We start from the raw sequence: 20,819 nt of genomic DNA, 5'->3' as shown, positions 1-20,819 counted from the left end.
ACAAATGGCGTGGCGATAATTAACGGGCCATCTTGCAAAATAAAAAATGCCCGCGTAATGATTTACGCGGGCATTACATGGGGAGGGCTTTGATTCGTGGCTGTACAGGCCGCCTTTGCGGGGCCGCACAAGTCCAGGGAACTACATCGTTTCAATCGTATGGTTTTGATTGGTATAGATGCAAATCTCACCGGCGATTTCCAGTGCTTTTTTAACGACCACCTCAGGTGCAAGATCCGTGTTTTCCAGCAGGGCACGGGCGGCAGACTGGGCAAAAGCACCTCCGGAGCCAATGGCCGCAATACCGTGCTCGGGCTCTAAAACATCGCCATTGCCTGTAATGATCAGTGTGGCAGTTTTATCTGCAACGATCAGCATGGCTTCAAGACGGCGCAACATGCGATCAGTACGCCAGTCTTTAGCCAGCTCTACTGCCGCGCGGGTTAAATGGCCCTGATGCTTTTCCAGCTTTGCCTCAAAGCGTTCAAACAAGGTAAATGCATCGGCGGTGCCACCGGCAAAGCCAACAATCACTTTGTCGTTGTATAGCTTACGCACTTTACGCGCAGTGCCCTTGATGACCACATTGCCCAGCGTAACCTGGCCGTCGCCACCAACTGCAACCAGATCGCCCCGGCGAACCGAGACGATCGTTGTGCCATCAAATTGTTCCATATTCTTAATCCGCAATAATCGTATAAGCCTGATGTGGCGGCTGGGTTGCTAAATTACAAGTGCTTCAGGATAAGGACAACACAGCAAGCTCGGTAATGCCCATGATGCGGAACAAGGCCAGCACCAGGGCGTTGACATTACAAAAGGTAATTTGCTGTGGATTATCCATACAAAGGCCCAGAAGTTGCCCGGCGGAATCAAAATCAAGGCGGCGCACGGCGTTAAAATCAAGCACCGGAAATTCATGCAAGCGCACAAAATCACGAATAACAGCTATTTTTTCTGGCTTGGTATTGAGCAAATCTCCCGCAATCAGTAAGCGGTCTGCAGGCTGGGCGGGTAAATTAATTTCAGCGGGCAAAGGAAGATCGGGCAAGCGATCTGTAGCAATCCATGAAGGAGGGGAAACTTCAAAGGTAATTGCATAATCAACGGCCAGATTTTCAAACTCGTCCTGCAGGCCCTGTATTTGCTGTAATTCAATCAGAAGCAGCCAAAGTGGCGCTTCCGCCGGAATGGCCCGGCCGGTTTGAATGCGCTTACGCAGCAGCTGCTCAATTTCTGTACGGCCTGATAATTGCAAACGAATGTTATTTTTGGCGCAACGCTGCCACAGCGCGAGTAATTCTGCCGCGGCAATGGTATCAATCTGGGTGACCCTTGCTAAATCCATTCGCAAGTGATGGCAATTTTTGCAAGCGGCTTCAAATGAAGCAATTTCCTGATCAATTTGCAGGCTGCTTAAAACCGCCGGAAATAGATAGTAATTGGATTGCTCATTGTCATTATGTGCACTGACTTCACGCCATGCGGGCGGCGTTTTTTCAAATTCCAAAACATATTGCAAAGCAATTTCATCAAAAAGTGATTTATTGTTATGTTGCTGTAATAATTCAAATAGCATTAACCATGTTTCAGTCTGGCGCAATCCCGCTATTTTTTTTATTTCTGTCTGTAATAGTTGTAAGGCTAATTCGCTTTGCCCGCCGCTATGCAGCATGGCCGCTTCTTCCTGAATCGGTGTGAGCTGCGATTCATTATCGATCACTTCAATGCTGAGCTGTGCAAGATTAAAATCCGGCTCTGCAGTTGGCGTGCGGGTGTTTTCATTAACTTCAACTGCGGATAAATGAGCGGGTACATTTGGGGTAAATTTCTTACGGATAAATGAAAATGCCACTTTGATAATCCAGTATGAATAGGCGTGCCGCCGGTTTAATTGCCCTTTAATTCTAAGCTTTTTAGCGTGTTTTTTGCGGATTATTTTTGTTTAACGCAAAGTGAAGGTCTGCAGCAGATGGGCGCAAGTGATCATTTGCTCAGTTACTTTCACTGTTCGTCATGTTTCTTTTGAGGCCTGTGCATGTTTTTTTATAACTTGTAAGTTTTTGGTTTGTTGTACTGTTCTTCCAGACTTAAAGTGCCTGCTGTCGCTCGCTATATGCTTAGCTAGGGTTTTTGTTTATGTGTGAACAGGCAATGTTTTAGCATGGGTCTAAAATAGTAGTTAAGAGCACAGAGCATTCACTTACGGAGCGCAAAATCGCATGAAAATCCAACGCTGGATGTTGCTTTGGGGCGGCTTACTTACCGTACTCGTTTTGATTGCTGGTTTGATTCTTCCTGAGTGGGCGAGGCCCCGGATCGAAACTTTTGCATCTGCTGCTTTGCATCGTCATGTGCAGATTGAAAAAATAGACTTTAATCCCTTCACACTCACTGTAACCTTGCAAAATGTCAGCATCAAAGAAAATACTGAGCCGTTTGTTGACTTTAATTTTTTAGAGCTTGATTTTGAATGGGCGTCTTTATGGAAAAGAGCCCCGGTTATCAGAGAAATTACACTTCATTCACCTGTTATAAAAATAATCAGAACAAAAGAGCATGAGTATAATTTCTCTGATTTAATTGAGCATTTTTCAAAAGATAAAAATACAAAGAGTGAGCTGGCGAAATTTGCAATTAATAATATTAAAATTGAAAATGGATCCCTTGATTTTGATGATCAGTTTTTAAATGCAAAGCAAAAAATAAAGCACTTAGAGGTGGCACTGCCTTTTATATCTACGCTGGCCCACCGTGTTAATGAATATATTTTACCCCGGGTTTCTGGTGAGCTGAATGGCACTCGGTTTCAGCTGGATGCAAAAAGCAAACCTTTTACAAGCAGTAAAGACACAGAGTTTACTTTTGATTTTAAAAACTTAAATTTGCAGCAATACGCTCAGTACGTCAGGCTTCCCAATGATATAAAACTATTGTCTGCATCTTTGTCCGGGCAGATCAGCCTGCATTTTGATATAGAAAAAGAAAAAACAAAACTGAGTATCAGTGGGCCTTTGCGGCTTGATCACTTCAGCGCTTCTCTGCAGGATCAGCCTTTAATTAATATAGACAGCTTATCTGTTGATTTAAAAAGTATAGAGCCATTATCTGGCCGGTATCATATCGCTGATATCCGTCTGGATGGGCTGGATACAGCGATTGAAAAAAATGAAAAGGGCCAGTTGAACTGGCAGCAGGCATTAGAAAGTAAGGCAAGTGCTGATCAGAGCAAGGCTGATTTAGAAATAGGAAAAATAACCGTATTAAACAGCAAAATTCGTTATCAGAATTATCAGTTCAATGGCATAAAACTCAATTTATCTGCTTTTTCAAGTAAGCCCGGAAAAAACAGCCCTGTGCAGCTTTCTGCGCAAACCGATGATGGCGAGCAATTTTCCGCAGATATAAAAATATCAGCACAGCCTTTACTCGTTGACGGCAAGCTGGATATTCAGGCTGCTGCACTGGCCAAATATGGTGCTTTGCTTGCACCCTATTTTAAAGGCGAAATCAGTGATGGCCGGCTTGATGTACACAGCACCATACATTTTTCTCAAGCGCCATTGGCCTGGTCTGTAAAAGAAACAGAGATCAGGCTCAATCAGTTTGCTCTGCATTTGCCTGAACAAAAAAAATCATTATTAAAAGTAAATCATTTTTCAGTGCAGGGGCTTAATTCAGATTCGGCAGAAAAGTCGGTGAAGGCGCTGGCAGTTGAAAGTGAAGGAGGATTATTAGGCGCAGAATGGTTAGCCAATGGTCAGTTTAATTTTAATGCACTGTTACCGGCTGAGCAGGCTGCAGCAAAGCCTGCTGCTCCCTGGCATGTGCAAATCAGTAAAATTTCATTAAAAGATTGGGCGCTTGATTTTTCTGATCAGCGGATAGTAAAAGCCCCCCCTGTTCCTGTCCGGGATATTTCTCTGGTATTTGATCATTTTGATACTGAGCCTGGCAGTAAAGGGCAATTAAAGCTCAGTGGTCATTGGGGAAATCGTGGTTTGATTGATGTGGATGCAGGCATTATTCATTTGCCCTTTTCTGCACAAATTGCACTTGATTTACGCAATGCAGATGCCGCATTTTTACAGCCCTATTTTACTCAGTACCTTAATATTGAATTAGCCAGAGGCTTATTAAATGCTAAGGGTAATTTGCAGTTAGCAACTAAGCCAAAGTTCAATGGCCGTTATCGGGGCGCATTCAGTATTAATCATTTTTATGCCCTAGATAAACAGACGTCCACTGCCTTTTTAAAATGGAATCGTTTGGATATTAAAGGAATTGACGCGTCGCTTGTGCCCCTGAAAGTTGATATTGCTGAGATTGAGCTGGATAAATATTTTTCACGGCTTATTTTATCTTCTTCCGGAAGATTAAATTTACAGGACATTGTGGTGCATGATGGTAAAGAAGTATCAGTTGCTCAGGCAAATACGGCCAGCGCTGTTGCATCTGCGCCTGCCTCAGAGCGGCTGGCGCCTGTTAATATTAAAAAAGTAGTGTTCAGTAACGGAGATATCCGTTACAGCGATTTCTTTATCAAGCCTAACTTTACGGCTAATTTAAATAAGATGGGCGGAGTGATTTATGGCTTATCCAGTGTAGAAAGTGCCCGTGCTCAGCTGGATTTACATGGCTTTGTAGATAAAACAGCGCCCATGCAAGTGAGTGGCACGCTTAACCCCTTATCTGAGAAAATATATTTAGATTTAAAAGGCGGGGTAAAAAACTACGATCTGACATCAGCTTCAACTTACTCGGCCAAGTATGCAGGCTATGGCGTAGAGAAAGGGAAAATGTCGATGGATATTGCTTATAAAATTGAAGGCAGTAAATTATTAGCCACAAATAAAATATTTTTAGATCAGCTTACATTAAGTGAAGAAAAAATAGAGAGTGCCGATGCCACTCAATTGCCTGTTAAATTGGCACTGTCTTTATTAACCGACCGGCGTGGCCAGATTAATTTAAATTTGCCGATTGAGGGATCATTAGAAGATCCACAATTCAGCATATCAGGCATACTTTGGCAGGTGGTGGCTAATGTATTAGAAAAAATAGTTACATCTCCTTTTGATGCGCTTGCAAATGCAATGGGGCATGAGGGAGCAACGCTTTCGCATATTGAGTTTGCTGCAGGCAGTGATAAAATTGATGATAAGGCAGATCTCAGTATCAAACAACTTGCCGGAGTACTGGCAGAGCGCCCAGGATTAAAATTAGACATTCAAAGCGTGCTGAATCCGGTACTGGATAAAGAAGGGTTAAAGGCTAAAGATTTACAAAGAAAAATACGGCAGATCAAACTGGCTGGTCTTGGTAATAAGCTGAGTGAAGACGACAACGAATTCATCATTGGTAAAGATGAATATCCGGATTTGCTGGGAAAAGTTTATAAGCGTGAAAAATTTGATAAGCCCGCTAATTTTATTGGTATGGATAAATCATTGTCTGTAGCTGAAATGGAAAAACTGATTTTTGAACATACGGATATTAAAAACGATGATTTAAATGCCCTTGGCCAGAGGCGTGCGCTGCAGGTTAAAGCCGGTTTGCTGGCTGCAGGCGTAGATGAAGCCCGCTTATTTATGGTGAAAGCGCTGATTGGGCAGGGCTCAGAGCAAAGGCCACAAGTAAAGTTTGATTTAAAATAGATTTAAATGCCTGAGTCAATTAATTAGCAGTGCGGCTATTTTAGCTTACAGCCTGTATTGGCAGATTTTTTGGAGTAGTGATTGGCATAAAAAGAGCCCGTATTTAACGTTCAACAGGTTCAACAGATTTTTGCTTGTAATGCAACTTAAAAGCACCTTTACTGATGGGGTATTCTCCTTGGTTTTGGGCTTTATACGAGTGTTTCTTTCTCTGGATTTGATGCGCATTGGGGCTTTTATGTTGTTGTATGGTGAATCGCCTTCACAAATCAGAATACTCTTGCTGCTCGGTCAGTATGCAGATAGTGCGCCATTGATCCGTGGAATGCAGGATAGTGATCTGCCCTGCACAATTCATGAATGCCGGGATTTAATGCAGCTTGATCAGGTACTCCGGTCTAAAGATTTTTCTTTCGATGTTCTGGTGATTGATCTGGCTGAAAGCCATCTGAAGTACGCCCGGCAGTTAATCCAGATTAGCCAGAATTTGCCCGTTGTGATGCTGGCACCTGCAGGGCGTGAGGCATGGATTAAACAGGCTGTGCAATTAAAAAACGAGCACTTTCTGATTAAAGATGCTGAAGGTGGTTTTTTGGTGCTGCTGCCTATTGTGTTATTGCGGGTCATTAATGAAAGCCGGGACCAGCATGCACGGACTAGTGCAGAGCTGAACATGATAGAGCACAGGCTAAGCTTAAGCCAGATTGTAGAAGGCAGCCCGGTGGCTTCATTTGTGATTGATTGCAATCATCAGGTCACGCACTGGAATCAGGCTTGTGAAGTGTTTACAGGCAAAAAAGCATTTGAAATGATTGGTACTTCTAATCAGTGGCAGGCTTTTTACTCTGAGCCACGGCCTGTATTGGCCGATTTAATGCTTGAAGATGCTTTAGAGCAGAAGGTGAAGGCCTTTTACCCGGGCAAGGTGTCTGTCTCTTTTAATAATCAAGGCGTGTTTGAGGCTGAAGATTTTTTTGCGCATATGGGGGAAGACGGCAGGTGGATTTATTTCACGGCTACGCCGATCAGGGATGATTGTGGCAAGGTGGTTGGTGCGATGGAAACCTTGCAGGATGTCACCCGCAGGCATGCGGTTGAAGCGGCGCTTCAGGCGAGTGAAGCTTTTTTAGCGCAGATTGTCGATGGCAGCTCTGTGGCGACTTTTGTGATTGACCGGGATCACACTGTAACGCACTGGAACCGGGCATGCGAAGCGCTTACAGGGCTTGCTGCAAGTGATGTGATTGGCACGCATGAGCAGTGGCGGGCTTTTTACCCGAGCGAGCGCCCCGTGATGGCTGATTTAATTATGAATGGTGCGATGGCAGACGATGTTGATCAGTTTTATCACGGTAAATTTCGTCCTTCACGCCTGATTGAAGGTGTTTTTGAGGCAGAGGATTTTTTCGCCCATTTTGGCACTGAAGGCAAATGGGTCTTTTTTACGGCCGCCCCTTTGCGTGATATGGATGGCAAAGTGGTGGGGGCCATAGAAACATTGCAGGATATGAACGAGCGCCGTCTCGCCGAAGAAGCTTTAAAAGCCAGTGAGGCCCGCTATCGGGATCTGAGCATTACTGATGGTATGACCGGCTTATTTAACAGCAGGCACTTTTATGAAAACATAGAAAAAGAAATCGAACGGGCAAGGCGTTATGGCAGGCCGCTCACTTTGCTTTTAATGGATATTGACAATTTTAAAAAAGTGAATGATCAGTACGGGCATTTGGAAGGCGATAAAGTGTTGCAGTCTCTGGCCATGGTGATCAGGGGCTGCTTGCGGGAAATGGATAGTGCTTATCGTTATGGTGGTGAAGAGTTTATTGTGGTGTTGCCGGAAACACGCAGCGAGGATGCCATTAATGTGGCAGAGCGCCTGAGGCAGCGTTTTGAAGATCAGATACAAAGGCCCGCACCGGGTTTGGTTTTACATTGCACGGTAAGTATTGGCGTGAGCCAGTTCGTGACAGGCGATGATGCCAAAAGCCTGGTGAAAAGGGCGGATGATGGCACTTATCAGGCCAAGCATCAGGGTAAGAATTGTGTCGTTTTGCTGGATGCGCTTAAGGGCTGAATGGGCTTTGCTGATAAAGCGTGCAAGTATTCTGGCGGTTTATTTAAGTATCTTTGCTTTTAAATAACTAAAAAGTCTTAGTGTTAAAAATATAATAACAATTAAACTCTATGCCTGTTTACTGGCTAAAGAGAGAAAACCCCATGTTGAAGATCCTCAGTGCGCTGTTGTGTGTCATCTCGATGATGGCATGGGCAGAGCCTGATCCCGAATTTTTAGAGCCTGAGCAGGCCCTTAAAATGAGCGCCAGCGCACGCGATCACCAAACGGTGGAAGTGCGTTTTGCGATTGCTCAGGGCTATTATCTTTACAAAAATAAGCTGAAAATTTCTGCAGATCAGGGCGTGCAGCTGGGAGAGATCGATTTTCCTGCCTCATTGCCGCACGATGATCCCAATTTTGGCAAGGTAGAAACCTATCGCGGGCAATTAGTCCTGCCTGTGCAGATTAAAAACCCTGTCGCTCAGCAATTTAAATTAACCGTGATTGCACAGGGCTGTGCAGATGCGGGCCTCTGTTATCCGCCTATTACCCAGATTGCAGATATTAAGCTGGCCGCTGTGGCGCGCAGCAAAGCCTCAGCTGTGGCGGTGCTGGCCTCTGTCATTAAGCCTGCTGTCAATACTGAAACCCCAGTGATTAAAGAGCTGGCTAAAGAGACACTTGCCAGCGCAAGTGTTGTGGCGTCAGCAGTGCTGGTCAGTGCGGTTGCCCCGGCCGTAGCAGCCCCTTTGGCGCAGGCAAGTGATACCGGGCAAATCAATTCATTGCTGGGCAGTGGCAATCTCACGCTGATTTTGTTCAGCTTTTTTGGCTTTGGTCTTTTACTGGCTTTAACGCCCTGCGTGTTTCCAATGATCCCGATTTTATCGGGGATTATTATTGGCCATGGCGATCAGATCAGCAAAAAACGCGCCTTTGTTTTATCTCTTTTTTATGTGCTGGGTATGGCGGTCAGTTATGCCGCGGCAGGCGTGGCCGCCGGTTTATCTGGCTCTATGCTTTCTGCTGCTTTGCAAAACATCTGGGTATTAGGCGCGTTTGCACTGGTGTTTGTGCTGCTGTCTTTATCGATGTTTGGGTTTTATGAGCTGCAATTGCCCGCATCATTGCAAAGCAAAATCTCTGGCAGCGCCAATCGTCAGCAGGGTGGATCTTTGCTGGGCGTGTTGATGATGGGCGCCTTATCGGCGCTGATTGTCGGGCCTTGTGTGGCAGCACCTCTGGCAGGTGCATTGCTCTATATAGCGCAAACGCATAACGCGGTACTGGGGGGGGCGGCACTGTTTGTGATGGCGCTGGGCATGGGCGTGCCGCTGATTATGGTGGCCTGCGCCGCATCGGCCCTGCCGCGTGCCGGGGCATGGATGGAAAACATTAAAAAAGTATTCGGTGTTTTATTACTGGCTGTAGCGATCTGGCTGGTATCCCCGGTATTGCCCGCAGTATTTGCCATGCTGGCATGGGCTGCGCTATTGATTATATCTGCCATCTTTTTGCGGGCGATTGATCCGCTTCCGGCAGACAGCAAAGGCTGGCCGCGTTTTTGCAAAGGGCTGGGGGTGATTGCACTTCTGGCAGGATCTGCTCTATTGATTGGCGCACTCAGTGGCGGGCGTGATCCGCTGCAGCCTTTGCAAGGCCTGCAGGCACAGGCTAAAGCAGAGTCATATCCCCCATTTAGCAAGGTTACGACCTTAAGCCAGTTAGAGCAGGAATTAGCGCAAACAAATCAGCCGGTAATGCTCGATTTTTATGCGGATTGGTGTGTTTCTTGTAAAGAAATGGAAAAGCTGACTTTTTCAAATCCGGAAGTCGCTGCCAGAATGGGGCAAATGAGACGATTACAGGTGGATGTCACCGCCAATACAGCAGACGATAAAGCATTATTAAAGCGCTTTAAGTTATTTGGCCCGCCTGGAATTATTTTCTTTAATAAAGAAGGTAAAGAGCTGCAAAGCAGTATTGGCTTTAAATCTGCCGAACCATTTAAGCAATTACTGGATCAGGTGTTGGAGAAATAAATATTCTATTCTATTCTATCTATAGAATATTTTATATAAAACCCCGCCATCGCAATTGCGAATCTGGCGGGGTTTTTATTTTTTACCGACTACTTTGCATTAAATAAACCATTGTTGCAGTAATGCAAATTTATAATAATTTTTTTTATATATAAATCAAAGTGTTATTGCAAAGGTCAGGGTTTTAAATTATTTGCTTGTCATCATTTGTCACCTTTATGATAAATTTTGTTTATTGATATATAAATAATATCTTTTATAACTAATAGACATAAAAAGCGAGCGCTTTTTATCAGTCAAAGGGGACGACATGCATTTCAGACCAAAACTACTGACGATGGTGATTGCTCAGATCACGGCTTCTACTCTGGCTTACGCTGCAGATCTTCCAACGAATAAGGTTGAACGCGTTGAGGTGGTGGGCTCCAATATCAAACGTATTAATAAGGAAGGCCCGTCGCCGGTCACCATTATCAAGCGTGATGAAATTGAAAAATCCGGTGCCACCACCGTGGTAGAAGCGCTGGATAACCTGTTGCCTAAAGCTTCCTTAGAATTTGCCACCGATGGCGGCCGGTTTGCACCAGGCTCCAGTACCGTGGGCCTGCGGGGCATGGGCGCTAAAAATACGTTGATTTTATTGAATGGCCGTCGCTTAGCGCCCAATGGCTTTGCTGATGTGGATACCAGCCCGGTCAGCCTGAACAATATTCCGCTCTCTGCCATCGAGCAAATTGAAGTGCTTTATGATGGTGCAGCGGCGATTTATGGCTCGGATGCAGTGGCAGGGGTGATTAATTTTAAAACCAAGCGCAATTTTCAAGGCGTTTCGCTTACGGGTAAATACGGACAAAACTTTGCGGGTGATGGCCAGGATTTAGTATTGGGCATTGCTGCTGGCTTTGGTAATTTAAATGAAGATAATCAGAATTTATTAGTCACGCTGGATGTAACGGATAAAAAACCGACTCTTGATAATAAGCATGATGCAAGCAAAAATCTGGATAAACGTGGATTAGGCGGGGCAGATAATCGCTTTACCGGTTTGCATGGTGGCGCTTATAAAATTAAAGGGGGAACAACGACTCTGTTGCCAGGCTGCGAAGGCAATGGCGAAATTGTGACTGATCAATTTGGCAACCAGAAATGCTTTTCTAATGAAAATCTTTATCGCAGTGCACATATAAAGCGCTTAAATGCCAATGCGCTTTATAACTATCAGATCAGTGATGATGCATTATTGTTTGCCGAGCTGGGTATTGGTCAGGACAGGCAAGCATTTGAAAGCTGGCCGCTTTCTATTCCCGCGGCACAAGCAGTCATTAAAGCGGGTGATGCGGCGTATAAAGATGTGATTAACGGTGTAAAAACAAATGGCAAGGATATCACCGTTACCCGCCGTATTTATGAAGCGGGTTTAGCGCAAAATAATGTAGACAGCGATACGCTGCGTGCTGTTTTAGGGGCTAAAGCCTCGCTGGGGGGCTGGGATGGTGAAACTGCTTTAACTTACAGCAGCAATAAAAGCAGCCAGGCGAGAGATCGCGCTGACGCTGCAAAAATTACTGCTGCCTTTAAAAAGGGCGGATATGATCCATTTGTGGCCAATAATCCGGTTGAATTAGCCAACGCCTTAATTACATCCCGTTATCGTGAAGGCACTGCATCTTTATTAATTGGTGATGCGCGTGTATCTCATTCTTCACTGTTTCAATTAGCGGGGGGGGATGTTGGTTTTGCAGCCGGTGTGAATATTTTAAAAGAAAAAGCGGTTGAAGACAGCACCGTAGAGAGCAGCCGCTGGGTTAAATCAATCTATGGTGAATTAAATATCCCGGTATTAAAAAACCTGGAAATACAAGCTGCATTGCGTTATGACCATTACGACGATGTGGGCGGGGCAACATCGCCTAAAGTAGCTGTTGCTTATCGCCCTGTTGAATCTCTGTTATTACGCGGATCGGCCACAAGCACATTCCGAGCGCCCAGCTTGCAGCAACTAGGCATGTCGCCTACTTCAAGCTATTACTTTTATAATGACTGGGCCCGCTGCAAGCCAATGGGTGTTCCAAACGGCGAATGCATCGGCAGGGTTGATTTAAACAGCCGCAGCAATCCGGAATTAAAACCTGAAACATCTAATAACTTAACGCTGGGCTTTGTATTTCAGCCACTAAAAGACCTGTCACTGAGCATTGATTGGTACAGTATTAAGCAAAATGATGCAATTGCACGCCTGGATCCGCAGTATGTGATTGATCACGAAGACAGCAATCCTGCTATGGGCAAATTAATTAAACGCCTGGCGCTGGATCCGGATGAATTAAAGAATTATCCAGGTTTAACCAGGGGTAAAATCGAAGTAATTGATTTACCTTTAGCCAATATTGGCCAAATTGATACATCAGGTATTGATGTGGATTTCAATTTTGCCTATAAAACCAATGGCTGGGGCAAGTTTACATTCCGGGATCAATTCAGCTACCTGTTAAGTTATAAGAGCTCTGATCTGGAAGGAACAGATCCTGTAGAGCGTACGGGTGGATATAATAATCCTGACTGGTCTAACCGGATTTCGCTGGGCTATCAGTATGCAGAATACGATGCCACTTTAACCGCCAAAACGTATGCCCGTGTGCATGATGCAGCTGATTTACCAGAAAACAGCAGTAATCCGGATGGCTATTTGCCTTCATATACCGTGTTTAATTTATCTGCGGGTTATCAGCTCAATAAAAATACCTCTTTTGTATTGGGTGTAAATAATCTGTTTGATAAAGTTGCACCATACTCTGTTGATGGTGGCGGATATAACGGTACCACATCAGGCCGCTACGGATTTATTGGCTTTGATTACAAGCTTTAATGAGTCATTAAAATAAAAAGCAGGTCTTTGGGCCTGCTTGCGGGTCATTATTGAATCTGATTACGCTGTCAGCGCCACCCAAATCTCGGTACGTAAATCTTTAGGCGGGGTATTGTGTGGCAAATTCAGATATTGCTCGATAACGGGCACATTGGCAGGCTGCTCGCCGCTTTGTGGCAGCCATACCCCAAACAGCCAGTGATAAGCCTGCTGCAGCTCGCTATAGGGGCCACGATGCTCAATCACCCCGTAACGCCCGGCGGGGATTTGCGTGCGTGCCAGCTCATCAGGCAAATCGCCACCGGCTTTGATTTCTACGCAGGCATCAGAGCGTAACTCTGCCTCGGCCACACTCTGCGGATCATCATGGTATTGGGCAAACCAGCGCACTTGTTGTGGATCAACAGGCAGTGCTGTTTTAGATAATTGCAACCGTGCAAAGGCCTCACCAATCTTCAGATAAGAGCCATGATGGCGGCTGGCGGCTAAGTGAATCGGCGTATCAAGTTTACGAAATTCAACGTTATACATACCAAGCTCCTGATTAATTTGAGAATGGATGTGGCTGAGTCTTTGCCTGCGGTAAGCCCCGGGTGGCATGCCGTGCGCGGCAGCAAAAGAGCGCACAAATGCCGCGCTGCTTTGATATCCCGCACGCTGAGCAATGCGGATTAAGGGAATATCGTTCGCTTGGGCTAATTGCCGCGATGCATACAGCAAACGCATACGCAGCTGAGTGGCGTTGACCGTTTCGCCCATCATTTCACGATAAATACGGTGAAAATGAAACGGCGAAAAATGCGCAATGCCCGCTAATTGCTCAATTGAATACGACGCTGTGGGGTCTTGCCAGATGGTATTGACCACCCGCATCAGCCGCCGCCCATAATCCTCTACCGTTGGTTTTCTCATCCCTCTCTCCATGCCTTGCAGATTAAGCAGATACGATTGATATAGGTTGCGAAGTTTTGAGGAGATTTTGCCTGATACGCCTTGGCAAGTGATACAGATAAATTGCAGGCTTGCGTTTATGCGCGTGATCAGTTGGCGATGTGCCAGGTCATGCAGAGTAATAAATACAGATTATCTGAATGAGGGAAAAAGCTTGGGGGGAAGGAAGGAGCGCTGCTGCAGTTAACAGATCAGAAGCTTATTGCCGCTTGGATAGCAGAAGTTTTGTCTGGAACCGGTGTTTTTTTGGGGGGGGAGGCGTTGCTGCCTGTGGAAAACGCATCAGCAAAAAGCGGGCAGTGCCCGCTTTTTGTCGCTATGGATTAAGCCTTAGGCTTGAGTAAGTCCTGGCAAATACCACGCTGCGGATCGCTGGCTGGCAGCTTGCTGCAGATACCATCAAGCTGAGTCAGCACACGGCCAACTGCTGCATCGTGCTGTTTGTCTTTATTCCAAGTGGCGAGCTTATTGACGATTTTTTCAATAGAGCGGCGGCTGCGTTCGTAAAAGGCATTGGGTGTGACGGCGACTTCTTTCAAAATGCCTTGCGCTGTTTGCTCGATGCGCTCTTCATTTTGCGGTGCCAGATCAACCAGTGCGCTTACATAGCTGCTGCCCCATTGCACACGGGTGGCCGGGCCTTCGGACTTTTTATACGCTTCTTCATACCAGCCTAAGGCCGCGGTTTTATCGCCGCGTTTTTTGGCATTAGAGCCTAAGGAGAGCATAAAGTAGTAAGGCGCGTGCGAGCGTTTTAGCTCGGCTTTAAGTAAGACATCCGATTCATCCAGCAAGCCTGCTTCGCTGAGTGTGTAAGCCGCAGTACTGATCACCGATTGGCGCTCGTAGCCATTAGTGGTGGTTTTGTCTGCCTCTGCCACGCGTTCAAGCACTTCTTTAATGATGGGGGCTGCCAGCTTGCTGTCTTTGGCTGCATCCAGTTTGGCCAGCGCCACCTGGCTGGTGAGTGCGCTTAAGCGATCGTTGGCCGATAGCGTTTTATCCAGCGCCAGTTGTTGCAGGGCTTTATTCCAAGCCTCACTTAACTTGCTGCGCTCGCTGGTTTGCGCCTTACTTAAATAGCTGACAATTTCGGTGACGCTATTGACGAGCACATCAAAGTTATCGCGCGTTTGCTGCTTATCAGCCAGCACTTTATGCACCAGCGCAAGCTCTTCTGCCGGGCCAGTTGTTTTCTCATCACCCGCTGCTTGCGCAATGGCTTTCAGCTGCAAATGCGTTGAAGCGTAGCTTTCAGTGGCCGGTACAGATTTGGCCAGGGTTTTAAGCGTTGCAGCCAGCTGATCTTCGGGCACCAGCTGCGCCTGATCAGAATCCCATGAGTAATCGGCCAGTAAGCGCCAGTCATCACTGCTGAGCTTGCCACCGGCCAGCGCGCTGCTCAGCGTTTCTTTAACCGGGCGTGCATTAGAGAGGCCCAGTTCCAGCGTGCTCAGGTAGCGATCGGCATCCACTTCACCCGGCAGGCGGGTGATTTCGGAGCCATCAGGCTTAAACAAAATCATGCTTGGATAGCCGCGCACTTTAAATTGGCTGGCCAGCTTTTGCGCGCCTGCACTATCGCCATCGATATACACCGGAATAAATTGTTTGGTGCGATCAATAAAGCGCTGCTGATTAAACACTGTGGCTTTAATCTGATTGCAAGGCGGGCACCATGTTGCACCCCAGTATAAAAACAGCGGCTTTTTCTCGGCTTTGGCTTTGGCAAAAGCCGCAGCCACATCACCTTGCTCCCATGCGATACCGGCAGGAGCAGAGGAAGAAGCGGCAAAAGTGCTGCCACTGATCAAGAGCAAAGCAAGGGAGTTGGCGAGTTTCACGATGAGCATTCTTTATACGTATTTTGATGTATGTATCTTATCCGATATATTTATTGGGAATAAAAGATTGTGGGTATTTCAGGATGTTTGTTGCGATATGAAGACAGGCTGGGGGAAGGGGGGCAGGTGCCACTCTATGATTTGTGTGATGCTGAATAGTCTTTTGCTCAGGATAAAAATGAGCGTTGTGGAGCTGGCCAATATTTTACGGGCTTAGCGAAGCGCCACATTGCATTATCGGTGAATAATGCAAGCACCGCATGCATTACCGAACGGCAAAAAGCTAACACTCGCTGGATTCGGGTCGCCTGCTTACTCTCCTCTAAAAAGCTTACAACAAAGTCACCCCCGGCAGGCTGATGCGGCTGACTTCGCGGGTGGTGGTAACAAAGTCTTTTACAAAGGCGGTATCGGTCTGGGCGTGGGTGATGGCGGCGTAGAGGTCGGATGTCAGGCCTTGCTCGGTGATGGGTTTGGCCACCACATAGCCGCGCTCCAGATAATGCTGCACGCTCCAGCTGGGCAGGGCGGCGATGCCCCGGCGGCTGGCGACCAGCTGTAAAATGGCGGCGGTGAGCTCGGTAGTGCGGCGCTTGGGGTTGATGCCTGCGGGCTTTAATACTTTGCGGATTAAATCCAGCATATCGTCCGGCACGGGGTAGCTGATTAGCGTTTCATTAGCAAAATCTTCGGCGCTTAAAAAGGGCTTCGTTGCCAGCGGGTGATCCTTGGCAATCAGCGCGATCATTTCATAGCTGAACAGCGGCTGATAGCTGATGCCTGGCTCATCAGCGGCCTCGGACACAATCGCCAGATCGGCACGGTCTTCAAATAAAAGCTGCACCGGGTCGGCATGAAAGCCGGACACGATATCCAGCTCGACTTCCGGCCAGTGGCCGCGAAAGTCATCCATCGCCGGCATCAGCCAGTCAAAACAGGTGTGGCATTCCACCGCGATACGCAGCTGGCCCGCTTCGCCTTCTCTTAATTTAGCGATATCCCGCTCGGCCTGATCGATGCGTGGCAAAAACTCGGCCGCAAGCTGGGCCAGTTTTTCCCCTGCTGCGGTGAGTTTCAGCGGGCTGGATTTACGCAGCAGCAGCGGCAGGGCGTAGTGGTCTTCTAAAAGGCGAATCTGATGCGACAGCGCCGATTGCGTCAAGTGCAAACGCTCCGCCGCACGGGTCAGATTGCCCGATTCACGAATGGCGAGCAGGGTTTTAAGGTGGCGAAGTTCGAGTAAGGATTGCATGGTGGCCTTTTTTGCTTACTGAAAACCCAAATCTTGAACCACGGAGCACACAGAGAACACGGAGTTACACGGAGAAAGACAGAATCCTGTTTCCTTAAGCCATTAATTATTGCTGTTATGCAAAATGGTTCTACCCATCCTTGGAAACTGCGTTACGTCGTCATTCCCGTGTGTGTGTTCGGGAATTTAGTGTCTTGGTTGGATCTCTGATAACGGCACTCGGGGATAACTGCTTTGAGGTTTCCTTTACAAAACTTAGGTTTTCTCCGTGGCCCTCTGTGTTCTCCGTGCCCTCTGTGGTTCAAGATTTGGGTTTTGCTCGTTGTAAACTACATTACTTTTATTGAGAGCTGTTCATCATTGTTATGAAAATAATGAATTTGAATCATAGCAACTCCGCTGGCATGATACAAATCATATTCATGACAAACAGAGATTGCGATGACTACTACTCATACTACAAAGGCCCATATTCTTGGTTTTCCGCGCATTGGTGCACAGCGCGAGCTTAAATTTGCGATTGAGCAATTCTGGAAAGGCGAGATTGATGAAAGCGCTTTGGCGCAAACGGGTAATGCTTTACGCCGCCAGCACTGGCAATGGCAAAAAGACGCTGATCTGGATTTTGTCACCGTGGGAGATTTTGCATGGTACGACCAGATGCTGAATGCCTCCGCGCTATTGGGCGCTTTGCCTGCGCGTTTTGGTTTTGATGAGGTCGGTGGTTTAAGCCCTAAGGATCTAAGCCTGAAACAATACTTTGAACTGGCGCGTGGCAATGCCGAGCAGCCAGCCTTAGAAATGACCAAGTGGTTTGATACCAACTACCACTATCTGGTGCCAGAGCTGGATGAAAACACTGCTTTTGCCGGTGGGGTAGATTGGTTCTTTTATGAAATTGAAGAAGCACGCTCCCTTGGGCACGCGGTGAAGGCGGTCTTACCCGGCCCGCTGACCTTTCTTTATTTGGCCAAAGCCAAAACGGCAGGTTTTGATAAGCTAAGCCTGTTGCCCAAAGTTGTGGCGGCCTATGCGCTCATCCTTGAGCGCTTGGCAAAATTAGGTGTGGAATGGTTGCAACTCGATGAGCCGATTCTGGGCTTAGATTTAGAAGCAGAATGGCTGGCCGCATTTGAGCCGGTGTATCGCAGCTTTGCTTATACCGGCCCTAAAATTTTACTTGCTACTTATTTTGAATCGGTTGCTGCCCATGCAGCCCTGCTGCGCGATTTGCCGGTAGCCGGTGTACATCTTGATCTGGTGCGCGCACCGCAGCAATTAGACGTGTTTGCCAACAATTGGCCAGCCAGCAAGGTTTTATCATTGGGCGTGGTCGATGGCCGCAATATCTGGGTGAGCGATTTATCCGCAATTCTGGCGCGAGTAGAGGCACTGCAAGGCCGCAATATCTGGCTGAGCGCTTCATGCTCGCTCTTACATGTGCCGGTGGATTTGGTCCAAGAAACCAAGCTTGATGATGAGTTAAAAGGCTGGCTTGCATTTGCTAAGCAAAAACTACAAGAAATCAGCGTATTAAAACGCGCCCTGAATGGAGCTGATGTCAGCGCGGAGCTAAGCGCGAATGCCGCAAAAGTCGCCTCACGCGCGGCATCGCCACGGATTCATAATCCAGCGGTAAGCGCCCGTATTCAAGCCTTGAGCGAGGGCGATGCCCGCCGCCATGCGGTGTTTGCTACCCGCCAGGCCGAGCAAAAACTGCGTTTTAATTTGCCGCCATTGCCTACCACCACCATCGGCTCGTTCCCGCAAACCAAGGAAATCCGTGCGGCGCGTGCGGCGTTTAAAAAAGGCACGCTGGCGCAAAACGATTATGTAGAACAGATGCAAGCCGAAATCCGCCTTGCGGTAGAAAAGCAAGAAGCCTTAGGTATTGATGTGCTGGTGCACGGCGAAGCCGAGCGCAATGATATGGTGGAATACTTTGGTGAGCAGCTATCTGGTTTTGCGTTTACTCAGTTTGGCTGGGTGCAAAGCTACGGCAGCCGCTGCGTTAAACCGCCAGTGTTATTCGGCGATGTAAGCCGCCCAACGCCGATGACGGTAGAGTGGACCCAGTACGCGCAAAGCCTGACGCAAAAGCCCATGAAAGGCATGCTGACTGGCCCGGTTACCATCTTGCAATGGTCATTTGTGCGCGATGATCAGCCGCGCTCGGTGACCACACAGCAAATTGCCCTGGCGATTCGGGATGAAGTGGTGGATCTGGAAGCCGCAGGCATCGGCATTATCCAGATTGATGAGCCCGCTTTCCGTGAAGGCTTGCCGCTTAAAAAGAGCGATTGGGCCGCTTATCTGCACTGGGCTGCCGAGGCATTCCGCATCTCTGCATCTGGCGTGGCCAATCAAACGCAAATCCACACCCATATGTGCTATTCGGAATTCAACGATATTCTGCCCGCCATTGCCGCCATGGATGCAGACGTGATCACTATTGAAACCAGCCGCTCAGATATGGAATTGCTCACCGGCTTTGGCACCTTCAAGTATCCAAATGAAGTCGGCCCGGGTGTGTACGATATTCACAGCCCGCGCATTCCGCCGGTAGAAGACATGCTGCGCCTGATCGCCAAAGCAGCTGAAGTGGTGCCGGTTGAGCTCTTGTGGGTGAACCCGGATTGCGGCCTGAAAACCCGCAACTGGCCGGAAACCGAAGCGGCCCTTGCCAATATGCTGGAAGCCACCCGCCAGGCGCGTCAGCATTTAGCCGAGCACGGCCAGCTGCCAAGCTTTGCCAGCATCCCGGCTAAGCCGCATGTGCATGGGGCGTGTGCCTGCCACTAAGCTCTCTTTGCAGCCCCTCTGCTCAAAGGGCGGGGGGATTCTAAAAAGTTGAAGATTAAATTATCGTAGAGCGGGTAGAACTTCATGGGCGCTAACCACCTTGGTTTTCATCAGCAAACAGCGAAAATCGAGTGACTACGCTCTTTGCACGGGGCTTTTAGAGTCCCCTTGAAGCGCGCCGAAGCGAGGAACAAGCGGGGCGGGGTTTCGGCGAGGATGTTTGAGCGAAGCGAGTCCCGCAGCCGCCGCCTCGCTTGTCCGCAGCCGCCGCCTCGCTTGTCCGCAGCGAGGGGTTTCGTGCTTCGTGGGGCGGCCTTCTTTTGGTTCTTTTCTTGGCCGTTCAAGAAAAGAACGCCCCTGCGGTGGCTACCGCTCCAAAATCAACGTGCCGAAGGCACTAAAAAGTTCTTTTTGACTTTGGTTAGAGCATATGGGTGAAACCCGCGTCTTTATTCAAGATTGCTCGCGGGCTTCACCCACCTCGCTAAAAATGCATCGTACTTATTAGGTTTAATTTGGTGTGCTGGTGCGGCCGAGTAGCTGCCCTATGAAAACACCCACTTTTCCCGACCTGGTGTCACCTTAAGCATGACCAGCCAACAGCTTTCAAGAGTACAATGGCATCTGTTATATGCCAGACAGGATACGTTATGCAGGTGCCTGCATTCCCTCCCGATGAGGCCTTGCGCGTAGAAACGCTGCGTGAGCTGCTGATTCTGGATACGCCGCCTGAAGCGCGCTTTGATAACCTCACTCGCGCCGCAGCGGCATTTTTTCGTGTGCAAATTGCTGTTGTTAGCCTGATAGATACAAACCGGCAATGGTTCAAATCGGCCTGCGGGCTGGGCGCCAAAGAAACACCGCGTGATATCTCCTTTTGCGGCCACGCTATTTTGCAAGATAGGGTGTTTGTGATTGAAGACGCTTTGCTGGACGAGCGCTTCTTTGATAATCCGCTGGTCACCGGCGAGCCAAAAATCCGCTTCTATGCCGGTGCGCCATTAAAGGCTAGTAATGGTATGAACCTCGGCACGCTCTGCCTGATCGACCCAGCCTCCCGAAAACTGCAGGATTTTGAAATAGAAATGCTGTCAGATATGGCCAGGCTGGTGGTGCAGGAAATGGAGATGCCGATACCTGGAGCTGTGGCGGTGCATGTATAGGGGGAGGTAAAAAGAAGAAATTGGAAACCGATGTCATGTTCTTAATTGGGGTTTGACCTCAATGCTGTTCACTTTATAGTCAAATGATGGATAATTGATAGATAATTTCTTTTTTTCATTAATCATGAAGTATGGCGAGCAGAGCTGCACATTTGGAAGATTCGATTCGAATATCTGACTACTTAA

The 20,819-nt window shown here is 47.7% G+C and carries 11 protein-coding genes; 6 read left to right on the top strand and 5 right to left on the bottom strand.

Annotation, left to right across the window (positions count from 1 at the left end):
- Positions 1-141: 141 nt before the first annotated feature.
- Both hslV and CSQ88_RS09925 read right to left on the bottom strand, forming a co-directional pair.
- Positions 142-675, bottom strand: coding sequence for an ATP-dependent protease subunit HslV (gene hslV, locus CSQ88_RS09930; RefSeq protein ID WP_099397948.1), 534 nt, complete (start codon positions 673-675; stop codon positions 142-144).
- A gap of 64 nt (positions 676-739) precedes the next feature.
- Positions 740-1,855: a hypothetical protein gene (locus CSQ88_RS09925; RefSeq protein WP_099397947.1), complete on the bottom strand. Its 1,116-nt coding sequence runs from the start codon at positions 1,853-1,855 to the stop codon at positions 740-742.
- Positions 1,856-2,222: 367 nt separating this feature from the next.
- Here CSQ88_RS09925 and CSQ88_RS09920 point away from each other — a divergent pair, with 367 nt between their 5' ends.
- From CSQ88_RS09920 to CSQ88_RS09905, 4 genes are all read left to right on the top strand, one after another.
- Positions 2,223-5,657: a DUF748 domain-containing protein gene (locus tag CSQ88_RS09920; protein ID WP_099397946.1), complete on the top strand. Its 3,435-nt coding sequence runs from the start codon at positions 2,223-2,225 to the stop codon at positions 5,655-5,657.
- A 238-nt stretch (positions 5,658-5,895) separates the two neighbouring features.
- A complete protein-coding gene (locus CSQ88_RS09915; protein ID WP_218963061.1) occupies positions 5,896-7,731 on the top strand; it encodes a diguanylate cyclase in 1,836 nt (611 codons plus the stop codon).
- Between the two features lie 143 nt (positions 7,732-7,874).
- Positions 7,875-9,755, top strand: a complete 1,881-nt coding sequence (gene dsbD / locus CSQ88_RS09910) for a protein-disulfide reductase DsbD (RefSeq protein WP_099397945.1) — start codon at positions 7,875-7,877, stop codon at positions 9,753-9,755.
- Positions 9,756-10,065: 310 nt separating this feature from the next.
- Positions 10,066-12,621 carry a TonB-dependent receptor gene (locus CSQ88_RS09905; protein ID WP_099397944.1) on the top strand — a complete coding sequence of 852 codons (2,556 nt, stop codon included), beginning with the start codon at positions 10,066-10,068 and terminating at the stop codon, positions 12,619-12,621.
- 60 nt (positions 12,622-12,681) lie between these two features.
- Here CSQ88_RS09905 and CSQ88_RS09900 read toward each other — a convergent pair whose 3' ends face one another.
- The 3 genes from CSQ88_RS09900 to CSQ88_RS09885 all read right to left on the bottom strand — a co-directional run bounded on the left by CSQ88_RS09900 (position 12,682) and on the right by CSQ88_RS09885 (position 16,668).
- Positions 12,682-13,533, bottom strand: coding sequence for a GyrI-like domain-containing protein (locus CSQ88_RS09900; protein WP_180273618.1), 852 nt, complete (start codon positions 13,531-13,533; stop codon positions 12,682-12,684).
- 362 nt (positions 13,534-13,895) lie between these two features.
- Positions 13,896-15,425, bottom strand: a complete 1,530-nt coding sequence (locus tag CSQ88_RS09895) for a thioredoxin family protein (RefSeq protein ID WP_099397942.1) — start codon at positions 15,423-15,425, stop codon at positions 13,896-13,898.
- A 322-nt stretch (positions 15,426-15,747) separates the two neighbouring features.
- Positions 15,748-16,668 (bottom strand): LysR family transcriptional regulator, encoded by a 921-nt coding sequence (locus tag CSQ88_RS09885; protein ID WP_099397940.1) that lies wholly within the window; start codon positions 16,666-16,668, stop codon positions 15,748-15,750.
- A gap of 441 nt (positions 16,669-17,109) precedes the next feature.
- On the opposite strand from CSQ88_RS09885, the gene metE reads away from it, so the two are divergent.
- The gene (gene metE / locus CSQ88_RS09880; RefSeq protein ID WP_099397939.1) at positions 17,110-19,470 is read left to right on the top strand and encodes a 5-methyltetrahydropteroyltriglutamate--homocysteine S-methyltransferase; all 2,361 of its coding nucleotides are present in this window, start codon (positions 17,110-17,112) and stop codon (positions 19,468-19,470) included.
- A gap of 650 nt (positions 19,471-20,120) precedes the next feature.
- Positions 20,121-20,633: a GAF domain-containing protein gene (locus CSQ88_RS09875; protein WP_099397938.1), complete on the top strand. Its 513-nt coding sequence runs from the start codon at positions 20,121-20,123 to the stop codon at positions 20,631-20,633.
- The last annotated feature ends 186 nt before the right edge of the window (positions 20,634-20,819 follow it).

Source organism: Iodobacter sp. BJB302 (assembly GCF_002735645.1).
GTDB lineage: Bacteria > Pseudomonadota > Gammaproteobacteria > Burkholderiales > Chitinibacteraceae > Iodobacter.
The sequence above is the reverse complement of the archived record's forward strand: the minus strand, read 5'-3'. Positions and strand labels throughout refer to the sequence as shown.

Coding starts and splice junctions, on each gene's coding strand:
- CSQ88_RS09875 (WP_099397938.1), top strand. CDS start 20,121: ATGCAGGTGCCTGCATTCCCTCCCGATGAGGCCTTGCGCGTAGAAACG.
- dsbD (WP_099397945.1), top strand. CDS start 7,875: ATGTTGAAGATCCTCAGTGCGCTGTTGTGTGTCATCTCGATGATGGCA.
- CSQ88_RS09885 (WP_099397940.1), bottom strand. CDS start 16,668: ATGCAATCCTTACTCGAACTTCGCCACCTTAAAACCCTGCTCGCCATT.
- CSQ88_RS09900 (WP_180273618.1), bottom strand. CDS start 13,533: ATGAGAAAACCAACGGTAGAGGATTATGGGCGGCGGCTGATGCGGGTG.
- CSQ88_RS09895 (WP_099397942.1), bottom strand. CDS start 15,425: ATGCTCATCGTGAAACTCGCCAACTCCCTTGCTTTGCTCTTGATCAGT.
- metE (WP_099397939.1), top strand. CDS start 17,110: ATGACTACTACTCATACTACAAAGGCCCATATTCTTGGTTTTCCGCGC.
- CSQ88_RS09920 (WP_099397946.1), top strand. CDS start 2,223: ATGAAAATCCAACGCTGGATGTTGCTTTGGGGCGGCTTACTTACCGTA.
- CSQ88_RS09905 (WP_099397944.1), top strand. CDS start 10,066: ATGCATTTCAGACCAAAACTACTGACGATGGTGATTGCTCAGATCACG.
- hslV (WP_099397948.1), bottom strand. CDS start 675: ATGGAACAATTTGATGGCACAACGATCGTCTCGGTTCGCCGGGGCGAT.
- CSQ88_RS09915 (WP_218963061.1), top strand. CDS start 5,896: ATGTTGTTGTATGGTGAATCGCCTTCACAAATCAGAATACTCTTGCTG.